The organism is Streptomyces sp. NPDC005784, from assembly GCF_042871525.1.
GTDB lineage: Bacteria > Actinomycetota > Actinomycetes > Streptomycetales > Streptomycetaceae > Streptomyces.
Genome location: NZ_JBIAIQ010000006.1, coordinates 384,162 through 400,819, shown reverse-complemented (window position 1 = coordinate 400,819; position 16,658 = coordinate 384,162). Strand labels below are relative to the sequence as shown.

The 16,658-nt window shown below is 71.8% G+C and carries 13 protein-coding genes; 6 read left to right on the top strand and 7 right to left on the bottom strand.

Annotated elements, in window-relative coordinates; genetic code table 11:
• Nucleotides 1-226: 226 nt before the first annotated feature.
• From ACFYR3_RS14190 to ACFYR3_RS14180, 3 genes are all read right to left on the bottom strand, one after another.
• Nucleotides 227-1,003, bottom strand: coding sequence for an SDR family NAD(P)-dependent oxidoreductase (locus ACFYR3_RS14190; protein ID WP_389283017.1), 777 nt, complete (start codon nt 1,001-1,003; stop codon nt 227-229).
• Between the two features lie 117 nt (nt 1,004-1,120).
• Nucleotides 1,121-2,614 (bottom strand): sigma-70 family RNA polymerase sigma factor, encoded by a 1,494-nt coding sequence (locus ACFYR3_RS14185; RefSeq protein WP_389283015.1) that lies wholly within the window; start codon nt 2,612-2,614, stop codon nt 1,121-1,123.
• 255 nt (nt 2,615-2,869) lie between these two features.
• On the bottom strand, nt 2,870-3,886 hold the full coding sequence (locus tag ACFYR3_RS14180) for an aspartate-semialdehyde dehydrogenase (RefSeq protein WP_389282992.1): 1,017 nt from the start codon (nt 3,884-3,886) through the stop codon (nt 2,870-2,872).
• A 306-nt stretch (nt 3,887-4,192) separates the two neighbouring features.
• Between ACFYR3_RS14180 and ACFYR3_RS14175 the strand changes: the two genes are divergently transcribed.
• Together ACFYR3_RS14175 and ACFYR3_RS14170 are read left to right on the top strand one after the other, a co-directional pair.
• The gene (locus ACFYR3_RS14175; RefSeq protein WP_356785432.1) at nt 4,193-4,720 is read left to right on the top strand and encodes a sigma-70 family RNA polymerase sigma factor; all 528 of its coding nucleotides are present in this window, start codon (nt 4,193-4,195) and stop codon (nt 4,718-4,720) included.
• A gap of 1 nt (nt 4,721) precedes the next feature.
• On the top strand, nt 4,722-5,537 hold the full coding sequence (locus ACFYR3_RS14170; RefSeq protein ID WP_389282990.1) for a hypothetical protein: 816 nt from the start codon (nt 4,722-4,724) through the stop codon (nt 5,535-5,537).
• Between the two features lie 161 nt (nt 5,538-5,698).
• On the opposite strand, the gene ACFYR3_RS14165 is transcribed toward ACFYR3_RS14170, so the two are convergent.
• Both ACFYR3_RS14165 and ACFYR3_RS14160 read right to left on the bottom strand, forming a co-directional pair.
• The gene (locus tag ACFYR3_RS14165; protein WP_389283013.1) at nt 5,699-9,007 is read right to left on the bottom strand and encodes a S8 family serine peptidase; all 3,309 of its coding nucleotides are present in this window, start codon (nt 9,005-9,007) and stop codon (nt 5,699-5,701) included.
• Nucleotides 9,008-9,250: 243 nt separating this feature from the next.
• Nucleotides 9,251-9,886, bottom strand: a complete 636-nt coding sequence (locus ACFYR3_RS14160; protein ID WP_355852065.1) for a CGNR zinc finger domain-containing protein — start codon at nt 9,884-9,886, stop codon at nt 9,251-9,253.
• Nucleotides 9,887-10,016: 130 nt separating this feature from the next.
• Between ACFYR3_RS14160 and ACFYR3_RS14155 the strand changes: the two genes are divergently transcribed.
• The 4 genes from ACFYR3_RS14155 (at nt 10,017) to ACFYR3_RS14140 (ending at nt 14,686) form a co-directional block, all read left to right on the top strand.
• Nucleotides 10,017-10,478, top strand: coding sequence for a VOC family protein (locus ACFYR3_RS14155; protein WP_389282988.1), 462 nt, complete (start codon nt 10,017-10,019; stop codon nt 10,476-10,478).
• Nucleotides 10,479-10,507: 29 nt separating this feature from the next.
• Nucleotides 10,508-11,416: a pyridoxamine 5'-phosphate oxidase family protein gene (locus tag ACFYR3_RS14150; RefSeq protein ID WP_389282986.1), complete on the top strand. Its 909-nt coding sequence runs from the start codon at nt 10,508-10,510 to the stop codon at nt 11,414-11,416.
• 258 nt (nt 11,417-11,674) lie between these two features.
• Complete coding sequence (locus tag ACFYR3_RS14145; protein WP_356785424.1) at nt 11,675-13,459, top strand: TIGR03767 family metallophosphoesterase; 1,785 nt, start codon at nt 11,675-11,677, stop codon at nt 13,457-13,459.
• A gap of 90 nt (nt 13,460-13,549) precedes the next feature.
• Nucleotides 13,550-14,686 (top strand): serine hydrolase domain-containing protein, encoded by a 1,137-nt coding sequence (locus ACFYR3_RS14140; RefSeq protein WP_389282984.1) that lies wholly within the window; start codon nt 13,550-13,552, stop codon nt 14,684-14,686.
• Between the two features lie 76 nt (nt 14,687-14,762).
• Here ACFYR3_RS14140 and ACFYR3_RS14135 read toward each other — a convergent pair whose 3' ends face one another.
• Entirely contained in the window at nt 14,763-15,329 is a 567-nt protein-coding gene (locus tag ACFYR3_RS14135) for an isochorismatase family protein (protein WP_355852051.1), read from the bottom strand.
• A 181-nt stretch (nt 15,330-15,510) separates the two neighbouring features.
• Nucleotides 15,511-16,563: a hypothetical protein gene (locus tag ACFYR3_RS14130; protein ID WP_389282982.1), complete on the bottom strand. Its 1,053-nt coding sequence runs from the start codon at nt 16,561-16,563 to the stop codon at nt 15,511-15,513.
• Nucleotides 16,564-16,658 lie beyond the last annotated feature (95 nt).

Here is a 16,658-nt window from a genome sequence, read left to right as displayed (position 1 = left end):
GGCGCGCCCCGGGCGGCCCGGGGGGGGGCCGGCGCGGGCCCCCCCCCCGGGGCCCCCCCCGGCCCCCCCCCCCGGGGGGCGCGGGGGCGGGGGGGGGGCCCCCCGCCGGGGGGGGGGGCCCCCCCCCGGGGGCCCCCCCCGCCGTCGTATGCCGTGGGAGCGCCCGCGGCGATGCCCGGCGTCGGGAAGCGGCCCTGCTGCGGGCGCCCGTGGTGGCGGCGCGTGCTCAGTGGGGGACCATCCCGCCCGTGACGTTGACGAACGTGCCGGTGATGCCGCCCGCCAGGTCGGAGGCGAGGAAGGCGGCGGTGGCGGCGATCTCGGCCAGGGTGGGGTTGCGGCGGGTCATGCGCATCCCCGCGAGGTTCGCGAGCAGCCCCTGGAGGGCCGCTTCGTCGAGGTCCATGGCGCTGTCGACCGCGAGAAGCTTCTCCCGGGTCAGTGTCTCGGGCACCCCGGCCGCCCACAGACCCACGACCCGCAGTCCGCGCGGCCCCAGTTCCGCCGCCAGGTTCCGCACCAGCGTGTCGATGGCCGCGTCCGCGGGTCCGGTGCCGCCCATCATCGGACTGCCGTGCGCGGAGCCGCTGTTGAGCGTGAGCACCACGCCGGAGCCCGCCTCGGCCATGCGCCGGGCGGCGGCCCGGGCGGTGATGAAAGCGGTGCGGAGGCCGGTCTCGACGGGTCGGACGAAGTCCTCGACCGGCATGTCGACCAGGGGAACGCCCTGCACGTCGCCGCGCGTGACGAGGTTGAAGGAGATGTCGACGGCGTCCAGGGAGCCGATGTGCGCGTCGACCGCCGTCTCGTCCAGGGCGTCCAGCACCGCGGTCTCGGCGTGCCCGCCCGCCGCCGCGATGTCCTTCGCCACCGCGTCCAGCGTCTCGGCCGTACGCCCCACGAGGTGCACGCGGGCACCCTCGCGGGCGAAGGTACGGGCGACCGCACCGCCGATGGATCCGCCGGCGCCGTAGACGACCGCGGTCTTGTCGGTGAGCAGCATGATGATCTCCTGAGGTGTTCGCCGTACGAGCCGGTCGTACGTGTCGGTCATGCAGACGTACGTGACCTCCGGCATTCATCGGTCGGCACTCATCGTCCGGCGTGCGGCGCGGGCCGCTCACCTGTCGGCAGGCAGCCGCAGCGGCAGTCCGAACGCCGGGAACAGGTGGGGCTCGAAGGAGGTGATCTCCACGATGCGGTCGCCCTCGACGCGCAGTACGTCGAGGACCTGGGCGCGGTACACCGTCGTACCCGGGCGTCGCACGTAGCCTCCGGCCGCGAGTTGGCCGTTGGCGCGGGCGGGAAGGTGGCGCCAGTGGCCGAGGAACAGCGGGGACGCGGGGTCGAGGCTGATCCGCAGGAACTCGGTGATCGCGGCGCGGCCGACGAACCAGAACGGGTTCGGCGGCATGGTCAGCCTGACGTCCTCGCTGAGCAGGTCGGTGAACGCGTCGAGGTCGAGACGTTCGGCGGCGGCCATGTAACGACCGAGGATCGCGCGCTCGCGGTCGTCCGCCTCGGCGGTCCACTCGGTGCGGCGGGCGGGCAGCCGGGCGCGCAGGGCGGGCCGGGCGCGCTGCAGGGCGCTGTTGACCGAGGCCACCGTCATCTCCAGGGCCTCGGCGGTCTCGGCGGCGGACAACCCGAGAACGTCGCGCAGGACCAGGACGGCGCGCTGGCGGGCCGGCAGATGCTGGATGGCGGCCAGGAAGACCAGTTCCAGGGTCTCCCGGGAGACGGCACGGGCGTCCGGCTGCTCCTCGGCCGAGGGCAAGTCCTCGTCGGGGTACGGCTGGAGCCAGGTGATGCGGGCCGGGGGGTCGGCCGTGCCGTGGTTCATGCCGGGCACCGGTTCGTAGCGCCGGGGGCGGCGGGCGGTGCGCCGCTGGAAGTCCAGACAGGTGTTGGTGGCGATCCGGTACAGCCAGGTCCGCAGGCTCGCCCGCCCCGCGTAGTCCTCCCGCGCCCGCCAGGCCCGCAGGAACGTCTCCTGGACGAGGTCCTCCGCGTCGTCGTACGAGCCCGACATGCGATAGCAGTGCACGCGCAGCTCACGCCGGTGCGGCTCGACGAGCGCGGCGAAGTCGCTTTCACCGAGAGAGCCGCGCGCCTCGGAGCGCCGCGCCACGGAGTCGCCGGTCGCGCTTTCGTGGGTCGCGGGTTCGTGGGTCACGGAGCCGGGCGTCACGGACTGAAACGTCACGGAGTCGTGCGTGACGGAACCCGGCGCGGGGGAGGGGTGCCGGCCGGCGGAGGCCCGCGGGACGGCGGTGCGCGACGCGGCGGAGTCCCCCGTGGCCGCTTCATCGGCCGCGGCGGAGTCCCCGGCGGCCGCTTCGCCGACCGGAGCCGGTGCGCCCGGGGCTTTCGTCACGGCGGGCCGTGTGACGGAATCGTCGCGGGCGGTGTCCCGGGCGACCCGGGCGACGCGGCGCAGCCGCCCGACCGAGGAGGCCAGTTCGCTCACGCCGGAGTAGAAGACGGACGGCGGCTGCGGCACCAGCGCCTCGACCTGCCGCCCGACCTCCTCGATCAGTCCGCGCACGGTGTCGGCCGGTGCCGTCCGGCGGTCCCGGTACGCCTTCTGCCGACAGGCCGCGGAGCAGTACACCGAGCTCCGCCCGGTGCGCCCGGCCCGGTCGGGCAGCGCTTTTCCGCAACTCGGGCACACGGCATCGACGACCACGGGGACCTCCGGGCTTTCGTCATGCGGGTACGACGTGACGGTATCCGTTGCGTCGCCCGAGGCGCCGCGGAAGCGCCGCACCCGTGGAATCCGGAGGGGGCGGGGCACCGGCCGGTGCCCCGCCCCCTCGGACGCGCGGTGCATCAGGGTGTCAGCCCTGACGCGCGGTGTATCCGGGTGTCAGCTCTTGAGCTCGGCCGCCACCAGCTCCGCGATCTGGACCGCGTTCAGCGCGGCGCCCTTGCGGAGGTTGTCGTTGGAGATGAACAGCGCGAGGCCGTGCTCGGCGGTCTCGTCCTGCCGGATGCGGCCGACGTACGACGCGTCCTTGCCGGCGGCCTCGAGGGGGGTCGGGATGTCGGAGAGGGCGACACCCGGGGCGCCCGCGAGCAGCTCGGTGGCGCGCTCGGCGGAGAGCGGGCGCGCGAAGCGGGCGTTCACCTGGAGCGAGTGGCCGGAGAAGACCGGGACACGGACGCAGGTGCCGGAGACCTTGAGGGCGGGGATCTCCAGGATCTTGCGGGACTCGTTGCGGAGCTTCTGCTCCTCGTCCGTCTCGTTCAGGCTGTCGTCGACGATCGAACCCGCGAGGGGGAGCACGTTGAAGGCGATGGGGCGCTTGTAGACCTGCGGCTCGGGGAAGTCGACCGCCTCGCCGTCGTGGGTCAACTTGTCGGCGTCGCCGACGACCTTCAGGGCCTGGCCGTGCAGCTCCGCCACACCGGCGACGCCGGAGCCGGACACCGCCTGGTAGGTGGCGACGACCAGCGCCTCCAGGCCGGCCTCGTCGTGCAGCGGCTTCAGGACCGGCATCGCGGCCATCGTCGTGCAGTTCGGGTTGGCGATGATGCCCTTGGGGCGGTCGGCGATCGCGTGCGGGTTCACCTCGGAGACGACGAGGGGGACCTCGGGGTCCTTGCGCCAGGCGGAGGAGTTGTCGATCACGACCGCGCCCTGGGAGGCGACCTTCTCGCACAGCGCCCTGGAGGTGGCGCCGCCCGCCGAGAACAGCACGATGTCCAGGCCCGAGTAGTCCGCCGTGGAGGCGTCCTCCACCGTGACACCGTCGAGGACCGTCCCGGCCGAGCGCGCCGAGGCGAACAGGCGCAGCTCCTCGACGGGGAAGGCCCGCTCGACGAGGATCTTGCGCATGGCTGTGCCGACCATACCGGTGGCTCCGACGATTCCGACCCTCACGGCGACTCCCTTAGCGTGCGTTCTACGTGGTCCAGCGCTTCCATCATGCGTCTGACCGGGGTCCGCGTGTCCAATCCTTTCGCCGCGCCGCTCACAGCGTGGGACGCCGGGACGCGCGCCGCGGAGCCCGATCCTGCGGCGGCCGGGCGTCCGGGTACGAAGAAATCGCCCGGCGACGGAGGGGAACCGCAAGCCGTACGGTGTGGGCGCCGTGATGGATCCGGGCCCGGTGTGACGTACGACTCGAACCGGGCCGAACGTTTTGGCCCGCACCGGCGTCGTAGAGGCAGACGCGGGAGGGGAGGGGTGGCTGTGCTGCGCAGAAAGCCACGTCGGGCTCCGGGGGCGGACGATCCCCTGGACGCGGCTCAGGAACGCCGGGTGCGGGCGGTGCTCGCGCTCGGCGGCGTACCGCAGGCGGACCTGCCGGACGGGGTACAGCAGGTCCGGCTGCGGTTGCTGGAGCGCGCCGCCAAGGGGGACGAGGCGCCGCGCGATGTGTCGGCCTGGGCGGCGGTCGTCGCCTCGAACCTCGCGATGGACTGGCACCGGGCCAAGCGTCGGCAGGAGCGGCTGGGTGAACGCCTCGCCTCGCTGCGGCAGTTGGAGCAGCCCTCGGACGAGGAGGCCAGTGTGCTCTCGCTGGCCGTCGCCCGCGGCCTGGACGAACTGCCCGACGCCCAGCGCCAGGTCCTCGTCCTGCGGTTCTACGCCGACCTGCCCGTGCGTGACATCGCCGACGAGCTCGGCGTACCCGAGGGCACGGTCAAGAGCAGGTTGCACACGGCGGTCCGCGCGCTGCGCGCCCGCCTGCACGAGGACGAGGTGGTGTGACGTGGCCGAGTACGAAGGTGTGGACGCGCTGTTGGCCGCGATCACGGACGACGCACTGCCCGAAGGCGCCCGCTACGACGTCCTGTTCATGGCCGAGCACCAGTCGGCCGTCGCGGACTTGGACGTGCTTCGGGAGCAGCTGGTCATCATCGGAGACACGCTGGCGGGCTCCGGGAAGGCGGCCGAGCCGGCCCGTGCGTCCCAGAAATCCAAGAAGTCCAAGAAGTCCAAGAAGCTCCGGAGATTCGAGAAGTCCGGGAATCAGCAGCAGGCACAGGGGGCACGGGCGGCGTCCGGGGGCGGGCGTCCGGGGGGCGTCCCGAAGAAGCGCTCCTGGCATCCGGGTGCCCTCGCCGTAGGCACCCTGGCGGCGACCGCGGTGGCCACGCTGGTCGTCGGGATGGGCTGGCTGGTCGCGCAGGGCGGGGGCGGAGCGGACGCCAAGACCTCTTCCGACGCCAAGGCGGGCAGCCCCGCCGCCGGCTCCTACAGCGCCCCCGGCCACATCGCCTGCTCCCGGCTCCTCGCGGAGGGCACGGTCACGAAGGTGACCCCGGTTCCCGGCACCGCCCAGGACCGGATCACCCTCGACGTCTACCACTACTACAAGCCGGCCAAGGGAGAGAAGGAGGTCACCTTCCTGATGGACCGGGACGCCCGCCCGCGGCTGCACCGGGGCGACGAGGTGCTGGTCGGCATCCAGCAGCACGCCGTGACACCCGACATCTGGACCACGGGGGAGGAGAACATCGCCCGCGACCGGTCCTGGATCGTCAAGGCGCTGCCCGAGTCCCAGGGCATGAAATGCGGACAGTGAAGTGCGGGCGATGACGCGCGGGCGGTGACGCGCGGCAACGGGCCGGGCGGCACGCGAAAGGGACGGGACGCGAAAGGGACGGGACGCGAAAGGGCGGGCGTCCGTTTCCGGACGCCCGCCCCGTTCTCCCCGGGCCGCTCTCGCGGCCGGGGGTCACGCCGTCACGGCGTGACCTTCTCGATCTTCACGCTACCGAGGCCCGCGACCGTGCCGCGCGCGTTCACCAGCTGGACCTGACCGAAGAACTCGCGTCCCTCGGGCGCAGCCGCGGCGGCGGTGACCGAGCCGGACACCGTGGCCGAGGCGCCGGTGGCGAGCTTCACCGGGGTGGAGTCGTCGACCGAGACCGTGCCGAGCGCGGTCGAGAAGAACACGTCCCGGTAGTCGTACGCGGTCGAACCCGACGGGACCGAGTAGCCCGCGACCTCGATGGTGTACGTCCCGGCGGCGGGGGAGGCGATGGAGACGGCCTCCTCCGAGTCGCCGTCCGCGGACTGGCCGACGACGGTCCCGGCGGCGTTGTACACCGTCAGGTCGAGGTCGGCGGCGTTGTCCGAGACGTTGCCGATGGCCACGTCGAGCGACGCGGCGCCCGCGGGCACCTCGACCGTGGTGGTCTGCGTGGCGCCCTCGGTGATGGTCGGCCGCGCGTTCTTCGAGGAACCGAGCGGGCCGCCCTTCAGCTTGCCGTCGAGCGCGGCGAAGTTGTTCGTCACCTTCCAGGAGGCGGTGGCCGGGGTGCCGACCTTCGCCTCGGGGACGGTCACGACGGCCGGGTCGAAGGTCGCGCCGAGCACGGCGACATCGAGCTTGTACGGGTTGTCGAGCAGCGGCGACGTACGGCGCGCCTCGACCTCGATCTCCCAGACGCCGGGCTGCGGGTCCGCGTACGAACGCACGTCGGGCTTGCAGCCGTTGCCGTCGAGGTAGTTGTTGTAGCAGTACGGGGTGCTCGTGTTGTCGACCGGAACGCCGTACGGGTGGATCGCGATGAACCGGGTCTGGCTCTTGTCCTTCAGCCCGCCGATCGCGACCTCCAGGGACTTGGCGCCCTCGGGGACCGTGACGAAGTACGACGCGGTGCTGTTGCGCTGCACCGAACTCGACGCGGCGTAGGTGTACTTGAGGGGAGCCGAGACCACGACGGTCGACAGGATCTGCTTGTCGACGCCCTCGGTCCGCGGGTCGTCGACCTCGAGGATCGCGCTCTTGAGACCGGCCGACTTCGGCGCGGCCTGGACCTTGACGGTCACCGGCTGGTTCAGCGGGAGCTTCACCTCGTCCGAGCCGACGATCCGGAAGGTGTCGGAGGCGTTGTTCTCGAAGTACAGCTCGTGCCGGATCGGCCGGTCCTCGCCCGACGTACGCGTGACGGTGATGTCGTACGTCTTGCGCTCGCCGGCCTTGAGGCCGCCCTCGCGGTCGTACAGGCCGGTGCCGAAGCCCGGTGTCTTCAGCGCGTAGTCGATCGCCGTGTCGACCGGGGCCTTCACGGTGTAGTCGTGAGCGGTGGCGCCGTCCTTGATGGCGTCCCAGGCGTCACCGATGTTGATGAGGCCCGCACCCTCCTCGTACGCCTGGACGCCCTTGATGTGGTCGGCGGTCGACGTCAGCGCGGTGCGCAGGCTCGCCGGGCTGAGGGCGATGCCCTTCTGCTTCGCGGCGCTCAGCAGCAGCGCCGAGGCGCCCGCGGCCTGCGGGGACGCCATCGAGGTGCCCTGGAGCATCGAGTAGCCGGCCGGAAGGGTGTAGCCCGCCTCGGCGACCGGGGAGCCCGGCATCCAGGTCTGGGTGGAGTTGATGGACGCGCCGGGCGCGCTCAGCGTCGGCGTGAAGCCGCCGTCCTCACGCGGGCCGCGCGAGGAGAAGGGCAGCATCGCGTACTTCTTCTCCACCTGCGAGCCGTAGTTGGCGGCCCAGGTCTGCTTGGAGATGGTCGCGCCGACCGAGATGACCTTGTCGGCCAGGCCCGGGTCGCCGATGGTGTTCGCGCCGGGGCCGGAGTTGCCCGCGGAGATCACCAGCTGGACGCCGTAGGTGTCGATGAGACGCGTGTAGAGCTCGGAGCGCGCGTTGTTGCCGTCGTTGAGCGCGGGCAGACCGCCGATGGACATGTTGACGATGTCGACGCCGCGGTTGGCGACGAGGTCGATCATGCCCTCGGTGAGCGCGACGTTGGTGCAGCCGCCGGTCCAGGTGCAGGCGCGCGAGGAGACGATCTTCGCGCCGGGCGCGGCACCGCTCATCTTGCCGCCGAACAGGCCGTTCGCGGCGGTGATGCCCGCGACGTGGGTGCCGTGCTCGGCCTCGATGACGCCGATGTTGACGAAGTCGGCCTTCTTGCCGATCCAGGACCCGCCGTACGGGTCCATCGGCACGTCCTTGCGGATCTCGACGACGAACGGCTGCCGCTCGACGACGTCGGTCGCCGGGTTGTCGGTACCGAAGTAGCCGATCTGGAAGCCGTCCTTGTACGGCTTCATCGGCGTGTCGTCGGTGAAGTCGTTGTTGTTGTTCAGGTCGACGGTGACCGTGCCGGCCGCCGGGTCGTAGAGAACGCCCCAGGCGTCGGTGGTGTCACCGTCGCGGTTCGCGTCGCCCGCGGCGTCGCCGCCCGCCGTCGCCGACTCCCGGAACGTGCTGATCTCGTACGAACCCGCGGGCGCCGTCCACGTCTTGCCGCTGTACGTGAAGGTGGGCCCGGCCACGGGGGTGATCATCGGGCGCCAGGTCGCGTCGCTGTCGAGGATCGGGTCGGTCGAAGTGACCCAGTCGACGATCTTGCGTTCGCCGGTGGTGGTCTTCTGCAGCGCGGGGTGGCCCAGGTCGACACCGGAGTCCAGGATGCCGATGGTGACGCCCCGGCCGTCCGCCTTCGGGTGGTCCTTGACGAAGTCGACGGCACCCGTCTCGAAGGACGGGTTGTAGGGGTTCTCGGCGGGGGTGTTCTTGCCGGGACCCGGGTAAGTGGCGGCCGTGGTCGCGTTGTTGCCGTGCTTGGCGGTGTCGGCGCTCGGGGTGGGGTCGTCCAGCGCGATCTCCTGGCGCAGGTCGATCCCGTGCACCGAGGGAAGCTTCGCGGCGGCGGCGATGGCCGAGTCGGCCCTGCTCGTCGGGACGGTGGCCCGGACGTAGCCGAGCTTGTCGTAACTGCGGCCCACCGAGCCGCCCTTGACCGCGTCCAGCTCCTTGGCGACCTGCTCGGTCTGGCCCGGAGCCGTCGCGATCATCATCGTGACGTTCTTGTCGCCGTTGGCCTTGGCCTCGGCGAGGAGGTCGGCGTCGGTCGAACCGAGCTTGGCGGCGGCGGACTTGGTGCCCGGGTCGGCCGTGGGCGCGCCCGTGTCCGAGGAGAAGGCCATGGGTATCGGCCCGGCCGCGGAGAGCGCGGCCACCAGGCCCGCGGCCACCGCAATGCGAGCCACGCGTCTCGCGCCCGATATCGGAGCGCGCTGAGGGTCGGAGATCATCTGCATCCCTTGTAGGTAAAGGAACGAGCGCGGAACGGCCGGTTCCGGCGGTTAGTGCGGACCGGTCGCGTCAGTCCGGTATGTGAACCCGGATGACCGCTCAGCTTTACCCAAGGGGCAGTTGTTTGGGGAGAGTTGACCGAGGCGGGATAGAGCCATGGCGTACTTCCGCCACACGCCATGCCGGTGATGGCGTGTTATCAGTGGATATCCCGGGCGACCCGGATGTCTCTCTTTGTCGATTCAGCTCTCTTTTGTGCGCGCGTAGTGGCGGGATGCCTTCGCGCGGTTACCGCAGGCCGCCATCGAGCACCAGCGGCGGGTGCCGTTCCGTGAGGTGTCGAAGAAGTGCAGGACGCACGCGTCGTGGGCGCAGCGGCGGATGCGGTCCGGGGCGGTGTCCAGCAGCTCCAGGTAGTCGCGCGCGGCGAGCCAGGCCGGCCCCCAGGAGGGATCGTCGAACTCGGGCGTCCCGCCCGGCCCTTGGGCGGTCAGCGTCAGCCGGACACGCCCGTGCCCGAGCACGGCGTCCACGCGGGCGGCGGCTTCCGCCGCGAGTCGGGGGCCGACGCTCACCGGCCCGTCGCCGTCCGCGGTCCCGCCGGACCCGTCATCGTCGGCGGTTCCGCTCCGCCTCTCGTCGCCCTGTCCCTGGGGTGTGTCGATCGCGGCGCGCAGGGCGTCACGGGCTTCGAGCGTGTGGCGCAGGACGGTGTCGTCGGCCGGGAAGTCGAGCCCGTTGGCCGCCAGCCACACCGCGAGGCCCTCGGTGCCGGTCAGCAGGTCCCGCACCACTCCCTCGTGGATCCAGCGCGTGTTGAGCAGGTCGAGCGAGACCGGCTCACCGGTGAGGGGGCGGGGGTCGGGGCTGGTGGACATGGGTGGGTCTCCCTTCGCTACTAACCGCTCAAGAGTAGGTCACCGGTTGACGGTGTCGATTCTAACCTTTAATGTCACAGACAAGGGTTAGCCCTGCTGTGGGGGCGGCCGACGACAGAAAGGGACCGCCATGACGCTGCGCACCGGCCACATAGGCCTGAACGTCACGGACCTCGACCGCTCGCTCGCCTTCTACCGCGACGTCCTGGGCTTCGGGGTGCTCGGCGAGGGCAAAGAGGGCGACGACGGGGAGCGGCGGTACGCGTTCCTCGGCTCCCTGTCCGGGGACGGCCGCCCGGTGGTCACGCTCTGGCAGCAGGCGCGCGGCGCGTACGACGCCGGCCTGGCGGGCCTGCACCACCTCGCCCTCGAAGTCGACTCCGTCGAGCAGGTCAGGGAGTACGAGGCGGCCCTGCTCGCCTGCGGCTCGACGTTCGCGTACGAGGGCGTGGTCGCCCACCGCGAGGGCGCGGCCTCGGGCGGCATCTTCTTCCACGACCCGGACGGCACCCGTCTGGAGATCTTCGCGGCCGACGGCGCCGAGGAGGCGCCGGCACCGAACGCGTCCGCGCCGACCTGCGGTTTCTTCTAACACTCTTCTTCCGGCACTGGGGAGCGGTCATGACGTATCACTCGGGCTCGCGGGCGATCCAGGACCGCGTCGGCGTCCGCGACCTCGCCGATCATGTGGGCCGGGCCATCGGCCAGGGCATCCGCCCGGTGGCCGCCGCCTTCCTCGAACAGCAGCCGATGCTGGTCGTCGGCGCGGCGGCCCCGGCAAGCGGCCCCGGCCCCGACTGCGGTGCGGCTCCGGGCGGCGGTGACGTGTGGGCCTCGCTGCTCACCGGGAGGCCCGGATTCGTGCGCGCCACCGGGCCCCACCAGGTCTCGGTCGCGGGCGGACTCCCCGCCGGTGATCCGCTCACGGTCGCGCTCGTCACCGCGGGCACTCCCGTCGGCACCATCGCGCTCGACCCGCGCACCCGCCGCCGTATGCGCCTCAACGGCCGGGTCCGGCCGACCCCACGCGGCTTCGCCGTCGAGGCCGACCAGGTCTTCGCCAACTGCCCCAAGTACCTCCAGAAGCGGGAGACGTACGAGACAGTGGCCGACCGTACGACGGGCGTTCCCCGGCATGGCAGGGAACTCACGCCGTCCCAGCGGCAGTTCGTCGAGGCCGCCGACACCTTCTTCCTCGCCACGGTCCACGCGCACGGCGCCGACGCGAGCCATCGCGGCGGCAACCCCGGCTTCGTGCACGTCGATTCGACCGGCGAACTGAGCTGGCGCGACTACCCCGGAAACTCCATGTTCCTGACCCTCGGCAACCTCGCGGCCGACCCGCGCGCCGGTCTGCTCTTCCTGGACTGGACATCGGGAGCGGTGCTCCAGCTGACCGGCACGGCCCGCACGGAGTTCGCCCCCGACGGCGAACGGACCGTCCGGTTCACCCTCGCCGAAGCCGTCGAGACACCCGGCGCCAGCCCCCTGCGCTGGTCCGCGCCCGCGTACTCACCGGCAAATCCGTGAACGGCCGGGCGACGGCCCCAAATCACCTCCCCTACCCCGCAAGATGAACACGGAGTGACCGCCCACCGGCGGTTCGGACAGGACTCCATGGACGTCCAGGGCGCGCCAAGATCGACGTACGGTGATCGGTGTTGCCCGTTGCCGCCCAGTTAACGCGCAGGTCATCCCCAGTGCCAACGATCCAGTATGAGCGGGGAGTTCGTGAGTCGAGCGCCCCGCGGCCACTGCCGACGCATTCGCACTCGGGGAGACCGCGCCATGCCGCGCATACGCTCTGTCGCCACCGTACCCGCCCTCGACCGCCGCACCCTGCTGGCCGCCACCGGAGCGGTGTCCCTCTCCGCGGGGATCGGTCTCGCCCTGCGCCCGGAGTCCCCGGCGCACGCCGCGACGCCGGGGCAGTCGCCCGTCGCCGACTCCGTCGCCCACGCCAAGGACCAGTCGGCCGCGGTCGGTCGCACGACACCGGCCTCGCTCGCCCCGTACACCCGGGGCACGACACTGAGCAGCGTCGCCACTCCCCACTCCGGCTCCACCGGGTACCGCCGGCTCGGGAACGGCCCCGGCTGGAAGCGGGTCGTACGCGACGAACTGGCCGCGGGCAGGACGGGCCGCGCGGACCGGCGCACCGCGCTCGCCGCGTTCGTACAGCTCACCGACCTGCATCTGACCGACGTCCAGCACCCGATGCGTGTGGAGTATCTGCGCTCCGGGAAAAGGAACGCCTGGCGCCCGCAGGAGGCGCTGACCGTCGCGGGCGCGGTCTCGCTCGTCGAGCGCGTCAACGCCCTTCACGGAGCCCCCGTCACCGGGTCTCCGCTGCACTTCGTCATGACGACCGGGGACAACACCGACAACAACTCCAAGACGGAACTGGACTGGTTCCTGAAGGTCATGAGCGGTGGCCGCATCAGCCCGAACAGCGGTGACCCGCGGCACTACGAAGGCGTCCAGGCCAGCGGCCTGAAGACGTACTGGCAGCCCGACGCCGCCCTGCGCGACGCCGACAAGCAGGTCGGTTTCCCGCACATCAGGGGCTTCCTGGAGGCGGCGATCCGCGAGCTGCGCAGCCCCGGCCTGAGCCTGCCCTGGTACTCCACCGTCGGCAACCACGACGCTCTCCCGCTCGGCGTCTACGGATCGCGCGGCGACTCGTACCTCACCGAGTTCGCCGTCGGCGGCAAGAAGCTGATGTCACTGGGCTCGGCGGAGAGCAACGCGCTCCTCGCGTCCATCAAGTACGCCCGCAGTCCGAAGGGCGCCGAGTTCCACAACCTGCTCAAGGCGCACACCCGGCAGATGCGCTCGGTCACGCCCGACGAGCGGCGTGCTCCGTTCACGCCCGCCGAGTACGTCAAGGCCCACCTCGACCCGGCGCACACCGGGCCCGGCCCGATCGGCCACGGCTACTCCTCCGCGAACCTCTCCGCGGGCACCCAGTACTACACGTTCCGCATCGCCGAGGACGTCATCGGCGTCAGCCTGGACACCACCGACCCGGGCGGCCACTTCGAGGGCTCGATCGGCACGGCGCAGCTGCGCTGGCTGGAGAAGACGCTGCGCGAGAACAAGGACTCGTACGTCGTCGTCTTCAGTCACCACACCAGCAAGACGATGCGCAACACCCAGGCCGACCCGGCCCACGCGGCCGAGAAGCGGCACGGCGGGGACGAGGTCGTCGCCCTCCTCGCCAAATTCAGCAACACCCTGGCCTGGGTGAACGGTCACACCCACGAGAACGAGATCATTCCGCACGCCGCCCCCGGCAACCGCTCCTTCTGGGAGATCTCCACCGCCTCCCACGTCGACTACCCCCAACTCGCCCGTGTCATCGAGCTGGTGGACAACAAGGACGGCACGCTCTCGCTGTTCACCACCCTCATCGAGTCCGCGGCCCCGCACGCCACGGACTTCTCCGACCTCACCCAGACGGGCCTCGCGGCGCTCTACCGCGAGCTCTCCTTCAACGCGCCCGACTCCCGCACCGACCTGGCGGGCACCTCGCGCGACCGCAACACCGAGCTGATCCTGAAGAAGGGCTGAAAACGGCTCAACCCGCGCTGTCCGGGCAACCCGCCGGTGTGCCCTCGTGTCCGTCCCGTTGACCAAGTCCGACGGTGAGATGGGGAAGACATGAGGGTACGTACGGGACTGGTGGGGGCGACCGCCGTGGCGGTCGCGGTGACGCTGGCGGGACCCGCGGCGGCGGCGCCCGCGAGAGGCGCCCACTCACCGACCCGGCAGGCCATGGAGGCGGCCGTGCGGGACGGTGTGCCGGGTGCGACGGCGACGGTCGTGGACCGGCACGGGGCGTGGTCCGCCACGGCGGGCGTGGGCGACCTGCGGACCGGCGCACCCCGCTCGACGGCCGACCACTTCCGCGTCGGCAGCATCACCAAGACCTTCATCTCCACCGTCCTGCTCCAACTGGAGGCGGAGGGACGGCTGTCGCTGGACGACACGGTGGACACCTGGCTGCCCGGCGTGGTGCGGGGTAACGGCAACGACGGCACCAGGATCACTCTCCGCCAACTCCTCAACCACACCAGCGGGATCTTCAACTACACGACCGACGACGACTTCATCGGAACCCACTTCCTCAAGGACGGCTTCCTCCGGCACCGCTACGACACGGTGACCCCCGAGCAACTCGTCGCCGTCGCCCTGTCCCACAAACCGGACTTCGCACCGGGCACGTCCTGGAACTACTCGAACACGAACTACGTCCTCGCCGGCATGGTGATCGAGAAGGTCACCGGCCACTCCTACGCCTCGCAGATCCGCGACCGGATCATCAAACCCCTCGGTCTGCACGCCACTTCGGTCCCCGGCACCAGGGTGACGGTCCCGCGGCCCAGCAGCAGGGCTTACTCCAAGCTGGCCGCGACGACGACGGGACCGACGTACGACGTCACCACCCTGAATCCCTCCATGGCCTCCTCCGCGGGGGAGATGATCTCCGACAGCGCCGACCTGAACCGCTTCTACACGGCCCTCCTGCGGGGCAGGCTCCTGCCGCGCAAGCAGCTCACGGAGATGCGGACGACGGTCGGGATCGACGGCGTCCCGGACATGCGCTACGGCCTCGGCCTCCTGGAGCAGAAGCTGAGCTGCGGCGTCCAGGTCTGGGGCCATGACGGCGGCATCCACGGCTCGTCCTCCGTGGCCGTCACCACGGCCGACGGCCGCCACTCCCTCGCCTTCAACTTCAACGGCGACTGGACGGGGGACAGCGAGGCGGTGGTCGAGGCGGAGTTCTGCGGGAAGTAGCCGGCCCCGTCGATCCGGTCGCACCGGCCCGGGCCCTGACCCCGCTCCCGCCCTCGCCGTCCACGGTCGGCCGCTTCTAGTCAGCGGCTCTCGTCGCGAAACTCACCTTCGCCGTCTCGACGGTGTCCCCGCGCCGGCCGGGCGCGCTCTGCCACTTCCAGTACAGGTTGGTGTGGGCGACGACCTCGGCCGGGGTGGGGGCGCCGTACGCGGTGAGGTCCTCCGTGGTGTGGGCGTCGCCGACCAGGGTGACGTCGTACCCGCGGGTGAACGCGCCGTGGAGGGTGGAGCGGACGCAGACGTCGGTCTGGGCGCCGGTGACCAGGACATGGCCGACGGCGCGCTCGGCGAGCAGGTCCTCGAGGTCGGTGGCCTCGAAGGAGTCGCCGTAGTTCTTGTGGACGACAGGCTCCGCGTCCTGGCGGACCAGCTCCGGCACGTACTGCCAGGACTCGCTGCCGCGCTTCATCTGGTCGTCGGAGTGCTGCACCCAGATCACCGGCACCGCCTCGGCGCGGGCCCTGGCGACGAGGGTGTCGATGTTCGCGATCACACGAGCGAGGTCGTGGGCGCCGTCCACCGCGCCGTGCTGCATGTCGATCACCAGCAGCGCGGTGTTCGGGCGATCGGGCAGGGTCGTCATCAGGGTCTCCTGTCTCTCGTCTGTCTCTCGGCCGCTCGTCACGGCAGCCGCGTCCGGCCATGGTTCCTCTGCTCGACCACACTAGATCGGGGCACTGACAACGCCACCGGAACGCGGGGAGGGGCCCGCGAGAACACCTCGTGGGCCCCTCCCTCCCCTCCGGGCGCCGCCCGGTCCGTCGCTACCGGGGCAGAACCACGACATGCGCGGCCGGATCGCGGTCGTTCGAGGCCATCAGCGCGGTGCGCACGACCGTGGCCTGCTGCTCCATCGCGTCCCGGAGCCGCCGCGGGGTGATGTGGACGACGGTGATGCCCAGCCGCTCCAGGTACTCGCGCTTGCGGGCGTGCTCGGACCGCACGGCGTCCGCGTCCTGGCACGGGCTGCGGGTGTCCAGTTCGACGGCCACCGCCTGCTCGGGCCAGTACGCGTCCAGACCGCCGAGGTGCGGGCCGCCGGGCAGCCGCAGGTCGACGTTCCAGACCGGATCCGGCAGCCCGTGTTTGTAGACCATCCGGTACAGGCGGTTCTCCGCGATCGCCCTGCCCTCCGCCACCAGCGAGTCCACGGCGCTCACCACGTGCGGGCGGCCGAGCAGCCGGGCAGCCGTCAACTCCTCCACGACCGGGCGCGGTTCGCAGTGGCCGCGGCGTACCGCCTCCGTCAGCAGCCCGCGCACGGCCTCCGCGTCGGTCAGCTCGGCGACCGCGTCGGCCAGCGCCCGCGGCACGGCGGCGACCGGGACGCCGGCCACGAACGCGGGCGCGGGCAGCGTGGTCGTGCGCACGATGCGGACGCAGCCGGTCGAGCGCAGCCGGCGCAGCCGGGGGACCAGCACGTCGATCGTGTCGAGGGAGTCCAGCGGCGGTGCGGAGGTGAAGCCGTGCAGGGCCAGCGCCGCCAGTCCGGTGACCAGCGCGTCCGCGGGGGGCCGGGTGGTCCGCGGTTCGTCGGAGACCGGCTGGGCGGGGATGCCGGCCGCGGTCCGGGCGGCGGGCGTGCGGGCGGCGTAGAGCAGCGCCGCGTGCAGTCGTTCCTCGGGGGTGGGCGGGCCGGGACGCAGGAGGAAGACGCCGGGAAGGAGCCGTTGCCAGGGCCCGCCGGGCCGGCACCGCTCGTTGGTGTCCGCGGTGGTCACGCCGCGGCCGCGCAGCTGGGCGGCGGTCACGACCCGGTGCCGCACGGGGGACGAGGAGCGACAGGGGTGGGGGGAGAGGGGGGTGCTGGGGTTCATGAACCGGGGATTCCCGCCCGGGAGCCGCTCTCTAACCGCTGTTACCGGCCCGTCGGCAAATCGGGACAACTGCGTCCCGAAGTACGGGCGTTCGA

Bases quoted from the DNA above. Each gene is read 5' to 3' on its own strand.
- ACFYR3_RS14145 (WP_356785424.1), top strand. From the start codon at position 11,675: ATGCCGCGCATACGCTCTGTCGCCACCGTACCCGCCCTCGACCGCCGC.
- ACFYR3_RS14155 (WP_389282988.1), top strand. From the start codon at position 10,017: ATGACGCTGCGCACCGGCCACATAGGCCTGAACGTCACGGACCTCGAC.
- ACFYR3_RS14160 (WP_355852065.1), bottom strand. From the start codon at position 9,886: ATGTCCACCAGCCCCGACCCCCGCCCCCTCACCGGTGAGCCGGTCTCG.
- ACFYR3_RS14190 (WP_389283017.1), bottom strand. From the start codon at position 1,003: ATGCTGCTCACCGACAAGACCGCGGTCGTCTACGGCGCCGGCGGATCC.
- ACFYR3_RS14135 (WP_355852051.1), bottom strand. From the start codon at position 15,329: ATGACGACCCTGCCCGATCGCCCGAACACCGCGCTGCTGGTGATCGAC.
- ACFYR3_RS14140 (WP_389282984.1), top strand. From the start codon at position 13,550: ATGAGGGTACGTACGGGACTGGTGGGGGCGACCGCCGTGGCGGTCGCG.
- ACFYR3_RS14130 (WP_389282982.1), bottom strand. From the start codon at position 16,563: ATGAACCCCAGCACCCCCCTCTCCCCCCACCCCTGTCGCTCCTCGTCC.
- ACFYR3_RS14150 (WP_389282986.1), top strand. From the start codon at position 10,508: ATGACGTATCACTCGGGCTCGCGGGCGATCCAGGACCGCGTCGGCGTC.
- ACFYR3_RS14165 (WP_389283013.1), bottom strand. From the start codon at position 9,007: ATGATCTCCGACCCTCAGCGCGCTCCGATATCGGGCGCGAGACGCGTG.